Below are 13,004 nucleotides of genomic sequence, written 5' to 3' on the forward strand. Positions count from 1 at the left end.
CGTGGCAATGGTTGTGCACGCCGTATGCGGCGATGTCGCCGGAGCGCGGAACCAAATCCGTCGGATTCGTCGTTTGGTCCGTTGGGCGGGGTGGCTCCGCTGCTGGGGAGCGACTCCGCTGGGTGGGGTGGCTCCGCCGCGCCCCATTCGCTCGATGTGTGCTCGTGCTCCCTCATGACCCGTCAGGAGAACCTGCTGTGACCTTGCGGCAAGAGATCGTCGGCAACGCCATGCAGATGGCCGTCTGCACCCTGGAACCCGGCCAGACCGTCTACTGCGAGGCCGGAAAGTTCCTCTTCAAGACGGCGAACGTCACGATGGAGACCCGGCTCTCCGGACCGGGCGGCGGGCAGCAGGACGGCGGTACGGGCGCGGGCGGCGGCGGGCTCGGCGGCATGCTGCGGGGCGCCATGGGCACCGCGATGCAGGTCGGCCAGCGCGCCCTCGCGGGCGAATCGCTCGCCTTCCAGTACTTCACCTCCACCGGCGGCGAAGGCACCGTCGGCTTCGCGGGCGTACTGCCCGGCGAGATGCGCGCCCTCGAACTGGACGGGAACCGCGCCTGGTTCGCCGAGAAGGACGCCTTCGTCGCCGCCGAGTCGACCGTGGAGTTCGGCATCGCCTTCCAAGGCGGACGGCAGGGCATGAGCGGCGGCGAGGGCTTCATCCTGGAGAAGTTCACCGGCCGCGGCACCGTCGTCATCTGCGGCGCCGGAAACTTCATCGACCTCAACCCGGCCGATTTCGGCGGCAAGATCGAGGTCGACACCGGCTGCATCGTCGCCTTCGAGGAAGGCATCCACTACGGCGTGCAGCGCATCGGCGGACTCAACCGCCAGGGGCTGATGAACGCCGTATTCGGCGGCGAGGGCCTCTCCCTCGCCACGCTGGAGGGCGACGGCCGCGTCATCCTCCAGTCCCTGACCATCGAAGGCCTCGCCAACGCGCTCAAGAAGGCGCAGGGCGGCGACAAGCAGGGACCGACCGGCGGACTGTTCTCCACGCACGCGGGTTAGGCCCTGTCCGGCGGATCGTCAGATCCCCCCCGACGCATGACCTGACCAAGGCCACAAATGAGCGGTCAATTAGAAGGTCACATAATCCGCCGCACAGGCCCTAGCCCCTCTGCCCTGCGAGCGTGTCCAGGACGTCCGCGACCGGGGTGGGATCCAGCGGGCCGACGTGTGACGCCCCGGGGAAGTCGTGCACGCGGAAGCTGTTGCCGGGTGTGGACGCGTCGGCTTCCGCGATCATTCTGTCCTGGAGCGCGGTGGCGATCGTACGGTCCTTGCCGAAACGCAGGTACGTGCGGGGAACGCGTCCCCAGGTGCCGGCCCGGCCGACCGCTCGGCCCGCATAGGCGGCGGCGGGCTCGTCGGTCTGCATGCCGGCCAGTAACCGGCGGAAGTCGGGATCGGGGTAGTCCGCGCAGATCATCTCCTTCAGGAGGGCCAACTCACCGCTGACACCCGTACGGAAGTTCAGCCGCAATACCCCGAGCCGGTCCTGGTCACCCACTGTCAGCTCCACCGGGCTGACGGCGTTCGCGTTCTCGGGCGCCGCCGTGCAGGCGTCCGCCGTGGGCAGGACGCGGCTGGGACAGAAGGCCGCCATATAGCAGATGTGGTGCAGCAGGTGCGGGACGGCGTCGGCGACACGACTGACCGATACGCCACCCAGGCTGTGCCCGACAAGCACCACCGGGCCGTTCCGCGCGGCCTGCCGCACGATGCCCGTGACGCGCGCCTCGTAGTCGTCCAGCCCGAGGCCCTTCAGCGGGGAGGGCTCGACCGCCATCGCTGCGAGGTCCTGCCGCTGGTACGACTCCGCCACGAAAGCCTCCGCGCCGTGCCGCGGCTGGTCCACCATGACGACGCGGTGGCCGCGCAGCCCCAGTTCCCGCGCGATCGGCATCCAGAACGCGCCGGCGCTGTGGGTACCGTGCACCAGCACGTAAGTTCCGAGCCTGCGACGCGGGGCCGCCGCGGCCGGCGAGGCTCCGAGCCCGGTGGCCAGCGCCGTGCCACCCACCACGAGTCCCAGCCCACGCAGCGCCGTCCGCCGGGTGGCACCTTTTCGTTCTTCGTTCGTGTCATCCATCATGAACACAACGCTATGAACGGCCCGTTCGCCCCACCAGTGGTCCAGCACCCCTACAGAGGTGGACCCAGAACCACCTTGCCGTGCGGCCCCCGGGGTCCGACCCGCGCGCCGTGAACGACCGGACCGCCCGGTCGGCTAGTGGGACCGTGCGCCGGCCAGGTAGAAGATCAGGAAGAAGAAGCCGACGATGAAGTGGACCGCCACCAGGTAGATGAAGACCCGGATCGTGAACGCCATCGGGGCCCGGTCCTCCTCGACCATCTGCTCCGGCACCTTCTCCGCGGTCTTCTCCGCCGACGGCTGTACGGAGCCGTCGGCGCCCTCGGCGGGACCGGCGCCCTCGGCGGGCGCAGCGCCCTCGATAGTGCCGGTGCTCTCGGCGGGGCCAGTGCTCTCGGCAGGTTCAGCAGGCGTCGCGGCGCTCTGAGCGGACTCGGCGGCTCCGGTCGGCTCCGCGCTCCCGGCCCTCACCGGCGCTTCGGAACCCGCGGCCTTCGGGGTCGCCTCCGCGCCCGCGGCCTCTGGCACCGTCCCGGAGCCCGTGACCCGCTCCGCTTCGAGGTCCCGCGTGGCATCGCTCATGGCATTCCCCTCCTGGCCTGCGCGACGTCGCCGAGGCACAGCTCGGCCACCCCGCTCTGCATCAGCGTGTGAACGAACAGCAGCTCCGCACCGCCCGGCGAGGCGGCCGCGATCCGGTGCGGGGTCAGCGAGTCGAAGTGGGCCGCGTCGCCGGGGCCCAGCGCGTAGACCGTCTCGCCGAGCGTCAGCCGCAGCCGGCCCTCGGTCACGTACAGCCACTCCTCGCCGGGATGCACCCTGACCAGCGACTCCTGCCGGCCCTCGCCCTGCGGCACCCGGAGCCGCAGGGCCTGCATCGCGCGGCCCGAGCCGCCGGCCCGCCAGTACGTCCAGCCGGCCGCCTCCTGCGGCTCCATCCGGTCGGCCCGCACGATGGGGTCCCGCTCGGCCGGGACTTCGCCCAGCAGGTCGGATACCGTGGTCCCGTACGTACGTGCCAACGCCAGCAGCATCGGCAGGGACGGCGTCCGCTGCCCCGTCTCCAGCCGGGACAGGTGGGCGGGCGACAGCCCCACCCGCTGGGCCGCGCGCTCCAGCGTCATATTGCTCCGCTTGCGCAGCGCGCGGAGCTGAGGGGCGACGGCGGGCACGTCGTCGGCAGGGCCCGCGCCCTCGGTGTCGGACTGGATGGTCATGTGTCCGGTATAGCCCGGTCGTGCCTCAGCGGCAAAAGTATTGCCTCACAGGCAAAGACACCGAGCGGAACCAGCCGCCGCAGAGTGGCACCGGCCGAATCGTGTCGCGGAATCAGTCGACCGGCGTCGTGGAACCAGTCGAATCGTGTCGCGGAACCAGCGCGAATCGGTCGCGGAACCGGCCGGCCCGCGTCGCGGAATCGGTCGCGAAACCGGCGGCCCGCGTCGCGGAATCAGACGAAGCGCGCCGAATCAGCCGGGCAGCCCCCAGGGGGCCGATTCGCCGTTCGCCGGTACGTCGCGCGGGCCCGGATGCGCGCGCTGCCCGCGCTTGGTGATCAGCGCCGTCTCGCCCCGCCGCAGCTCCACCGCGATGCGGCCCGCGCCGACCCGGCGCCAGCGCAGCCGGCGGCCGTCCTCGCGCCGTACGTCCAGGTCGCCCCGCATCCCGTGGTCCAGCACGAGCGGCGCCCCGGCCTCGCTGTGGACGCGTACCCAGTTCGTACGTCCGTGGCCGCGGTCGGCGTCCACGAGGAACGCGCCCTGGGTGCGCAGCGACGCGAACGAGGCGTCGGACCAGCGGCGCGAGACGGACGGGAACACCTTCACCACGCCGCCGTGGCTCTGCACCGCCATGTCCAGCAGCGACTGCGCGGCGGTCAGCGGCGTCTCCAGGGCGAAGTTCTTGCCCTCCCGGTACATCGTGTTCGGCAGCAGTTCCGTGTCCGCGACGATATTGCGGTCGGTGAAGAACGTCAGGAAATCCAGGGCCTGTTCGGGGGTGTCCATCACCGAGCACATGGACGAGGCCGCCGCGAAACTGTAGCCGTGCCACGCGTCGCGCATGCTCGTCCAGTGGTCGAACGTCCGCCGCATCACCGCGCGGTCGGCGCTCCGCTCCCAGGTGGATTCGCGCAAGGGATAGAGCCAGAGCAGGTGCGAGAAGTGCCGGTGCGAGCCGGCGAGCGGCACCCCCGCGCCGATCATCACGCCGTCCTCGGGGTCCCGCGCGTACGGCACGAGGCGCTCGGTGATCGCCCGCCACTGCTTCGCGCGCGGGTCCGGGACGCGCAGCAGCCGCGCGGACTCCAGCAGGGTGGCGGCGCCCCAGCGGATGAGCGAGAGGTCGTACGTGCAGTCGGCGGCGTTCGCGTACTCCGGCGAGCGCGTCATCGGCAGGTGCAGCTTGCCGTCGGGGCCCTCGTGGAGGAAGCGGGCGTAGTAGTTGACCGCCTTCGCCAGGATCGGGAAGAGGACGTCGCGCAGTGCGCGGCGGTCCATGGAGTGCCGGTAGGCGAGCCAGACGTTGTGCAGGCCCCAGGTGAGGTTGCCGAAGTTGTCGGAGATGTGGTCCGTGCCGGGTACGCCCACGGTCCACGCGCCGGGGCGCAGCTGCCAGTCGGAGGGGTGGCCGAGCGCGTAACTGCGCCCGTCGCGGTACTCCTCCGGCACCGACAGCTCCAGATTCCTCTCGAAGCGACGGAACGCGCCGGTCACCGAGTCCAGTTCGAGATGGTTGGAGCCGTATATCGGCCAACTGGCTATCTGCACATTGAGGTTCCACCACAGCGCGGTCCAGTTGTTGCCCACCGCCGGGAACCACGGGCCCCACTCCGACAGCGCCGGGCCGTCCGCGCGCGTCGCGGACGCCAGTTTGTAGAGCTGGATCAGATAGAAGCTCTGGAGCCGTTTGTCGGGCACGGACAGGAAGCTGCGCCGGAAGTAGCGGTGCCACCAGGCACGGTGACTGGCGATCAGTTCGTCCGGGTCGGCCGAGAGTGCGTGGGCGACCTCGCGTACGGCCCGGCGCGTCGTCTCCGCCGTGTCGCCCGGGAAGCGGTGCGCGAGGTGCGCGGCGAACATCCGGCCCGTGCCGGTGCGGCGCTCGCGCCAGGCGGTGGTCCAGCCGCCGCCCGCCAGCAGCGGCTGTTCGACGAAGTGCGTGCCGCCGGCCGTCCCGACGCGCGGGTCGGGGTTGGGCGTGTACCCGGTGCGGTCGTCGGTGTTGCGGGTGGTCGCCGCGGTCAGCCAGTCGAACGTCCAGGCCGCGGCCTCCTCGCCGGGGCTCGGCCGGGTGGAGATCAGCAGCGTGGAGCGGGAGTTGTGGACGAGCGCGGAGAACCGCAGGCTGCCGCGGGTGGTGGTGACCGTGCCGCGCAGCTCGGCGTCCCACAGGTCCAGCGTCCAGTCGACGGCGGTGATCTCCCCGGCCAGGGTGAGCGTGAAAGAGCCGATGGGCATGCGCGCGTACCCCGTACCGGCCCGCCACCGGCCGCGCTCGTCCTGCGCCTGGGTGTGACTGATCATCACGGTGAGCGTGGACGGACGCTCGCCCCGGTAGACCTGGCAGCCGAGGAATCCATCGGCGAGGAACGGGCCCTCCCGCCAGCTCGCGGGCAGCGCCCGCCAGCGCAGGGCGGCGGCGCGCACGGCGCTCTCGTGCACATCCTTGTACGAGCCTCCGGCGGCGTGGCCTTCGGCGCCCGGCGCGGCCCACGCGGTGTTCGAGGCGGCCCGGGCGGTGCCTGATGTCGCCCACGCGGTGCCCGAGCCCGTGGTCCCGACGCCCGCGGCGACGCCGAGGGCTGTGCCGATGGCCGTGCCGACGAAGGATCTGCGAGGAAGTCCGGTCACGTATCTGCCTCCAGTTCGCAATGCTGAACCTCTCCGGCATGGTGACGCCCGAGTGCGTCTCGCGCCTAGACCTCCGACGTCTCCGGTTTTCGTGTGAACGGATGGGAAACATCGATTACTTGGCATTGACATGTCCCGGTCTACGCGCGTCATGCTGGGATACATGCGAATCCCCCCACACATCACCCGCATCGGCGCCGTCGCCGCCTTGGCCTCGGCCCTCTTCGTCTCCTCGCCCGCCATCGCGGCCACTTCGGCCGCCGCGCCTACGGTCACCCCCACGGCCGCGGCCGCTCCGGCGGCCGTGGCGGCTCCGGCGAACGCGGTCGCCCGGGCGGCCCACTCCGCCGCCGTGAAGTCGGTCGGAACCGTCTGCTACAAGGCGCTGCCGAGCCAGGCCCACGACACCCTCGACCTGATCAAGGCCGGCGGACCCTTCCCGTACCCGAAGGACGGGACCGTCTTCTCCAACCGCGAAGGGCTGCTGCCGAAGCAGTCCAGCGGCTACTACCACGAGTACACCGTCATCACGCCGGGCTCACCCGACCGGGGCGCACGCCGCATCGTCGCCGGTGAGAAGAAGCAGGAGGACTACTACACCTCCGACCATTACCGCAGCTTCAACGAGGTCGACTACAGCTGCTGATCAACCGTCACCCATTCGGCGGCCGCTCCGGGATTCCGATCGCGACGCGGCCGCCGTCTTGCGTTGTGTCATCGTGCGCCGCGCCATTGCTCTGCCGCGCCCTCGTGTGTCGCGCCGTGCAGTGCTGTTCCGTGCTGCGGTGCGGCGCCCGGCTGCGGTCCCCCGATGCGGTGCTGCGATGCGGCGCGCTTCGTCGGTCGTGCTGGATCTCGTCGCGTCGTGCTGGACCGCGCCGTACCGCGCCGCGCCGGGTGAACTGGGGGCGTTCCGTGACTCTTGACGCTCCAGAACCTCATGAGTTAAATCAAGGCGTGAATTAAGGCGTGAATTAAGTAGTGAATTAAGCCCTGGATTAACCCATGAAGGAAGCGGAAGCGGAAGCGGATGGGCGAGGCCGATGGGCTAAGTCGTGAAATGAGTGTGGATAAGGGCCTCGACGCGGCGGCGTTGTGCACTGGACGGCCTGTCAGCCTGTCAGGTGCATGCCAACAACGCAGACAAGGCCACCGCCCTGCCGAGGAGCCCGCCGTGACGTACCCACACGCAACTCCTGCTCCACCCCATCGGAGACGGGCGTGGTCACTCACGGCCGTACCGGCGGCGGTGGCCATGACCTTCGCGGCGCTCCTGCCGCTGACCCCGGCCGCTGCCACGCCCCGGGCAACCGCGCCCACGGCACTCGCCCCATCCCCCCAAGCGGCCGCACCCGCCGCCCCCGCGCCCGCCGTCCCCGCCCCTGAACCCGCCACCCCCGCCGCCCACCTCGCCACCTCCGCCGCACCCCCCACCGACTGGACGCCCGTCGTCAGCGTGGGCAGCGGCAAGTGCGTGGACGCGCGCGGCGCGGGGACCGCCAACGGCACGGCCGTACAGCAGTACACCTGCAACGGCACCGCCGCCCAGCAGTGGCGGCTCACCGCCGTCGGCGACGGATACCAGCGCGTCGGCAGCCGCGGCGACGACGCGCGGTCCTGGGACGTGACCGACGTGGCCGACGTGTCCGCCGCGGTCGGCGCGCCGGTGCGGCTCTGGGCGTACGGCGGGGGCGGCAACCAGCAGTGGCGGACCGTCGCCGAGTCCGGCGGCTCGTACCACTTCGTCAACCGCCACAGCGGCAAGTGCCTCGACGTGCCCGGCGCCGCCACCGGCGACAGCGTCCAGCTCCAGCAGCGCACCTGCAACGGCACCGCCGCGCAGTCCTTCGTCTTCGGCACGCTGGGCCGGCCGCCCGGCACCCCCGACCTCGGCCCCAATGTGAGCGTCTTCGACCTCTCGATGCCGCGGGCCGCCGTGCAGGCCAAGCTCAACGGGGTGTTCTCGCGGCAGGAGAGCAGCCAGTTCGGCGGCGCGCGCCAGGCGCTGCTCTTCAAGCCCGGTTCGTACGACGTGGACGCCAACGTCGGCTTCTACACCCAGGTGGCCGGGCTCGGGCTCTCGCCCGACGACGTCACGATCAAGGGCGCGGTGCACGCGGAGGCCGACTGGTTCCAGGGCAACGCCACCCAGAACTTCTGGCGCGGCGCCGAGAACCTGTCCGTCACCCCCGCCTCGGGCGCGGACCGCTGGGCCGTGTCGCAGGCCGCCCCGTACCGCCGGATGCATGTCCGCGGCGACCTGCGGCTGGATGACGGCGGCTGGGCGAGCGGCGGGTTCATGGCCGACTCCAAGGTCGACGGGAAGGTGCTGCCGGGCACCCAGCAGCAGTGGATCTCCCGCAACACCGAGTGGGGCGGCTGGACGCGCGCCAACTGGAACATGGTCTTCGTCGGGGCGCGCAACGCGCCCGCCGGCGATTTCCCCGACCCCGCGTACACCAGGGTCGACCGCACCCCCGTCGTCCGCGAGAAGCCCTTCCTCTACATCGATAAGAGCGGCGCGTACCAGGTCTTCGTGCCCGCACTGCGCACCGGCACGCGGGGCACCACCTGGGCGGGCGGCGCGCAGCCGGGTTCGTCACTGCCGCTGAGCCGGTTCTACGTCGTGAAGCCGGGGGCCACCGCCGCCGACATCAACGCGGCGCTCGCCCAGGGCAAGGACCTGCTGGTCACGCCCGGCGTCTACCACCTCGACCGGACGATCGAGGTCACCCGGCCCGACACGGTGGTGCTGGGGCTGGGCCTGGCGACCCTCGTCCCCGACCGCGGCGTCACAGCGATGTCCGTCGGCGACGTCGACGGGGTGAAGATCGCGGGCCTGCTCATCGACGCGGGCCCGGTCGAGTCGCCCGTCCTGATGGAGGTCGGCCCGGCCGGTTCCGCCAGGCGCCACACCGCGAACCCGACGTCACTGCACGACGTGTTCTTCCGGATCGGCGGCGCGGGCGTCGGCAAGGCGGCCGAGAGCCTGGTCGTGAACAGCTCCGATGTCATCGGCGACCACCTGTGGCTGTGGCGCGCCGACCACGGCGACGGCGTCGGCTGGAAGACCAACACCGCCGCGAACGGGCTCATCGTGAACGGCGCCGACGTCACCATGTACGGGCTGTTCGTCGAGCACTACCAGAAGCACCAGACCGTCTGGAACGGCGACGGCGGACGCACGTACTTCTTCCAGAACGAGATGCCGTACGACCCGCCGGACCAAGGCGCGTGGATGAACGGGAAGACCAAGGGCTACGCGGCGTACAAGGTGGCCGACTCCGTCACCCGCCATGAGGCGTGGGGGCTGGGCAGTTACTGCTTCTTCAACGTGAACCCCGCCGTCGCCGCGGAGCACGCCTTCGAGGTGCCGCGGGCACCGGGGGTCAGGTTCCACGACATGGTGACGGTGTCGCTGGGCGGCACCGGAACGATCCACCACATCATCAACGGCGCCGGCGGGCCCTCGAATTCCTCTCGCAGCGTGGCGAATCTCGTCAACTACCCCTGAAGACAGGCTGTTTCGGATACGCGCGTATCTCGTTCACCCTGCGCGCCGCGCGCGTATCCGGCGGTTCATTTGACGGCTCCGGCGGTGAGCCCGGTGACGAGGTAGCGCTGGAGGAGCAGGAATCCGGCGACCACCGGAACGCTGACGACCAGTGAGGCGGCCATCACCTGGTTCCAGTAGACGTCGGTCTGGGTCGCGTACCCCTGGAGGCCGACGGCGAGGGTGCGGGTGGTGTCGTTGGTCATGACCGAGGCGAAGAGCACCTCGCCCCAGGCCGTCATGAACGCGTAGACGCAGACGGCGACGATGCCGGGCACCGCCGCCGGCACGACGACGCGCAGCAGCGCCCCGATCGGCCCGCAGCCGTCGACGAGCGCCGCCTCGTCGAGGTCGCGGGGGATCGAGTCGAAGTACCCGATGAGCATCCAGATGGCGAAGGGGAGCGAGAAGGTCAGGTAGGTCAGGACGAGCCCGCCGCGCGACCCGTACAGCGCGATCCCCGTGGTGTTGCCGATGCCGACGAAGATCAGGAAGAGCGGGAGCAGGAAGAGGATGCCCGGGAACATCTGGGTGGAGAGCACCGTGACGGAGAAGAAGCGGCGGCCCGCGAAGCGGTAGCGGCTTATCGCGTAGGCGGCGAAGACCGCGACCACCACCGCGCACAGCGTCGAAGAGACCGCCACGACAAGGGAGTTGATGAAGTAGTGCGCGAGCGGCACCGTGTGCCAGATGTCGAGATACGGGCGCGGAGTGAAGCCACTCGGAATCCAACTGAACGCGCCCTGAACATCCTTGAGCGGCTTGAGCGAACTGCTCAGCATCACGTACACGGGGGTGAGCGCGAAGACGGCGAGCAGCGTGAGAACGATCCGCCGGGTCCAAAGGAACGAGCGGGGCGGGGCGTTGGGGGAGCGGCGCCGCACGGCGTCGCGGCAGGCGTCGGGGGAGCGGTGCCGAACGGCGTGCTGCGGGCAGTACTGCGCGGTGTCACCCATCGGTTTCCTTTCTGCCGCGCGCGGTGGCCAGCAGGTACCCGGCCGTCACCACGAGGAGGAACAGCAGGAGCAGTACGGACATGGCCGCGCCGGAACCGAAGTTCCAGGTGACGAACGACGACTGGTAGATGTGGATGGAGATCAGGTCCGCGGGTTCGGGGGCGGACTTGCCGAAGAGCACATACGGCGTGTTGAAGTCGTTGAAGGTCCACAGGAACAGCACGAGGACCAGCACCTGGTTGACGGGGCGGAGCGAGGGCAGGGTGATCCGGCGGATCTGCTGCCAGACGCCCGCGCCGTCCATGGCGGCCGCCTCGTACAGCTCGCGCGGGATGTTCTGGAGCCCCGCCGTCAGGATGAGGAACGCGAACGGCCAGGACCGCCAGACGGACACGGTCACCAGCGCGGCGAAGCTGTTGTCGCCGATCAGCCAGAACGGCGGGGAGCCGAGGATGCCGAGCTGGTCGTGGAGCACATGGTTCACGAGCCCCGTATCGCGCTGGAACATGAACGACCAGGTGATGACGGCCGCGTAGACGGGCAGCGCGTACGGGATGAGGAAGGCCGTACGCAGCAGGCCGCGACCGCGGAACCGGTCCTGCATCAGCACCGCCGCCGCCGTGCCGAGCAGCCAGGCCAGGCCGACGGCGAGGACGGTGAAGCAGCAGGTGACCCAGAAGGAGTGCAGCAGGGCCGCGCCGACGGGGGCGTCGAAGTCGACGGCGATCCGGAAGTTGCCGAGCCCGGCCCAGGGCGCGGTGGTCCAGTCGCGCAGATACTGCTGGGTGAGGCCCTTGAACGCCATCACGACGCCGACGGCCATGGGGACCAGGTGGACGAGGAGTTCGAGGACGAGGGCCGGCAGCAGGAGGAGGTAGGGCAGTCCGACGCGGCGCAGCCGGGCGACGACGGCGCGAAACCGGGTCCCGCTTGTGCCTCGGCTCCCGCTCTCGTCCCGAGGCCCGCTTCCGCCCCGGTCCCTGCTCTCGTCCCGGGTCCCGCGCTCGCTCCGGCTCGCGGCCCGGCTCTTGACCCGGCTCACCGCGGGGGCATCTGCTGCTGGGCCTTGGCGAGCCGCTCCTTGACGCTCGCCTCGCCGACCTTGCGGCCGGCGGCGGCGTCGGCGAGCAGCTCCTTCATCGCCGTGCCCACGAGTGTCTCGAACTGGCTCTCCTCGGGCACCATGGGCAGCGGCGCGGCGCTCTTGGCCAGCGTTTCGCGGAGCACGGTGAGATCGGGCGTGGCGAACGCCTTGTCCCGCTGCGCCTCCTTCACCGGGGGAAGCGCGCCGAAACTGCTGTTGAGCCGCTTCTGCTCCTCGGTCGAGGTCATGAACTCCACGAATTTCAGCGCGCCGTCGTGGTTGTCGGTGTTCTTGAATACGGCGAGATTGATCCCCGCGACCATCGAGTTGACGCCTTTTCCGCCGGTGGCGCCCTTGGTCCGTACGGGCACGGGCGCCACTCCGTAATCCTTCGGGGTCATGTTGTGCGCCTTGAGGGCGCCGGCCGCGGACTGCCACATCAGCATGGCGGCCTTTCCGGCGGCGAAATCCCGTACGCATCGCTGGGTGGCGTATTCGGCATTGCCCGGGGCCACGATTCCGTCCTTGCCGAGGAGATCGACGAACTGCTTCACGGCCGCGACCGCTCCGGGCGAGTCGAAACGGGGTCTGCCGGCGCGGTCGAAGAAATCCGCGCCGTGCTGTTTGCCGAGTACGAAGGCGTGGTGGGAGTTCTCGGAGTAGCTGGCGCCCTCGATGGCGAGGCCCCAACGGCCGTGGCCGGTGAGTTTTCTGCCGTCGGCCACCAATTCGTCCCAGGTGGCGGGCGGGGCGTCGATCCCGGCCTGTTCGAAGAGCTTCTTGTTGTAATAAAGGCCGTAGGCGAGGGAGTAGAGCGGCACGGCCGCCGGGTCCTTGCCCGCCGTGCCGGTGGCGGCGAGCGCCGAGGGTACGAACCTGCCTTTGCCGCCGATGGCCTTGAACGCCGCGTCGTCGAAGGGCAGCAGCGCGCCCCCTGCCTGGAGCGAGGCGGACCAGGTATTGCCGATATTGAGGACGTCGGGGCCCTGGCCGGAAATGGTGGCGGCGAGCACGCGGTTGAGGAGATCGCTCCAGGGGATCACTTCGAGTTTGACGGCGATGCCCGTCCGCCGCTGGAACTTCTTGAGCTCGGGGATCAGCACCCGTTTGTCTTCCTCGACGGTCGCGCCCTGATTGCTGGCCCAGTACGTCAGCTGCTCGGGGTTGTCGTTGCTGCTGCCGCCGCCTCCCGCGGAGCCGCCGCCGCCGCAGCCGGTGGCGGCTCCGGCGAGGGCGGCGGCGAGGGTGGCGGCTGCGGTGGCCCGGGTTCTGCGCATGGTCGGTGGCCCCTCTCAAGGGTGGTTGGGTCCGGTGTCCGATGGCATCGCTTTTTCAAGAGCCGCATTTCGTGAGCTGAATCGTTCCGTGCTTCTTTCGTGTCCCTTTCGTGCCTTAATTCAAACCGTGAGTTAAGTAGTGAGAGAAGGTCGCGTCAAGACTCCGCGCAGCGATATGTT

The 13,004-nt window shown here is 70.2% G+C and carries 10 protein-coding genes; 3 read left to right on the plus strand and 7 right to left on the minus strand.

Features of this window, described 5'->3' with window-relative positions; translation table 11 throughout:
- Positions 1–197: 197 nt before the first annotated feature.
- Complete coding sequence (locus AB0I22_RS09120) at positions 198–1,016, plus strand: AIM24 family protein (RefSeq protein WP_363130026.1); 819 nt, start codon at positions 198–200, stop codon at positions 1,014–1,016.
- Between the two features lie 100 nt (positions 1,017–1,116).
- Here AB0I22_RS09120 and AB0I22_RS09125 read toward each other — a convergent pair whose 3' ends face one another.
- The 4 genes from AB0I22_RS09125 to AB0I22_RS09140 all read right to left on the minus strand — a co-directional run bounded on the left by AB0I22_RS09125 (position 1,117) and on the right by AB0I22_RS09140 (position 5,954).
- Positions 1,117–2,109, minus strand: coding sequence for an alpha/beta fold hydrolase (locus AB0I22_RS09125; protein ID WP_363130027.1), 993 nt, complete (start codon positions 2,107–2,109; stop codon positions 1,117–1,119).
- Positions 2,110–2,238: 129 nt separating this feature from the next.
- Positions 2,239–2,685: a DUF6126 family protein gene (locus tag AB0I22_RS09130; protein WP_363130028.1), complete on the minus strand. Its 447-nt coding sequence runs from the start codon at positions 2,683–2,685 to the stop codon at positions 2,239–2,241.
- Entirely contained in the window at positions 2,682–3,320 is a 639-nt protein-coding gene (locus tag AB0I22_RS09135; protein WP_363130029.1) for an XRE family transcriptional regulator, read from the minus strand. Before AB0I22_RS09135 ends, AB0I22_RS09130 begins: the two co-directional genes overlap by 4 nt.
- A gap of 252 nt (positions 3,321–3,572) precedes the next feature.
- Positions 3,573–5,954, minus strand: coding sequence for a glycoside hydrolase family 95-like protein (locus tag AB0I22_RS09140; protein WP_363130030.1), 2,382 nt, complete (start codon positions 5,952–5,954; stop codon positions 3,573–3,575).
- A gap of 163 nt (positions 5,955–6,117) precedes the next feature.
- Between AB0I22_RS09140 and AB0I22_RS09145 the strand changes: the two genes are divergently transcribed.
- Positions 6,118–6,600: a ribonuclease gene (locus AB0I22_RS09145; RefSeq protein ID WP_363130031.1), complete on the plus strand. Its 483-nt coding sequence runs from the start codon at positions 6,118–6,120 to the stop codon at positions 6,598–6,600.
- Positions 6,601–7,209: 609 nt separating this feature from the next.
- Positions 7,210–9,468 (plus strand): RICIN domain-containing protein, encoded by a 2,259-nt coding sequence (locus tag AB0I22_RS09150; protein ID WP_363130032.1) that lies wholly within the window; start codon positions 7,210–7,212, stop codon positions 9,466–9,468.
- Between the two features lie 65 nt (positions 9,469–9,533).
- Here AB0I22_RS09150 and AB0I22_RS09155 read toward each other — a convergent pair whose 3' ends face one another.
- From AB0I22_RS09155 to AB0I22_RS09165, 3 genes are read right to left on the minus strand one after another with little or no spacing between them, the layout of a single operon-like run.
- Positions 9,534–10,463 carry a carbohydrate ABC transporter permease gene (locus AB0I22_RS09155; RefSeq protein ID WP_363130033.1) on the minus strand — a complete coding sequence of 310 codons (930 nt, stop codon included), beginning with the start codon at positions 10,461–10,463 and terminating at the stop codon, positions 9,534–9,536.
- Positions 10,456–11,505 (minus strand): sugar ABC transporter permease, encoded by a 1,050-nt coding sequence (locus tag AB0I22_RS09160; protein ID WP_363130034.1) that lies wholly within the window; start codon positions 11,503–11,505, stop codon positions 10,456–10,458. The genes AB0I22_RS09155 and AB0I22_RS09160 overlap by 8 nt, the downstream gene beginning before the upstream one ends.
- Positions 11,502–12,824: a sugar ABC transporter substrate-binding protein gene (locus AB0I22_RS09165; RefSeq protein WP_363130035.1), complete on the minus strand. Its 1,323-nt coding sequence runs from the start codon at positions 12,822–12,824 to the stop codon at positions 11,502–11,504. The genes AB0I22_RS09160 and AB0I22_RS09165 overlap by 4 nt, the downstream gene beginning before the upstream one ends.
- Positions 12,825–13,004 lie beyond the last annotated feature (180 nt).

The organism is Streptomyces sp. NPDC050610, assembly GCF_040654875.1.
GTDB lineage: Bacteria > Actinomycetota > Actinomycetes > Streptomycetales > Streptomycetaceae > Streptomyces.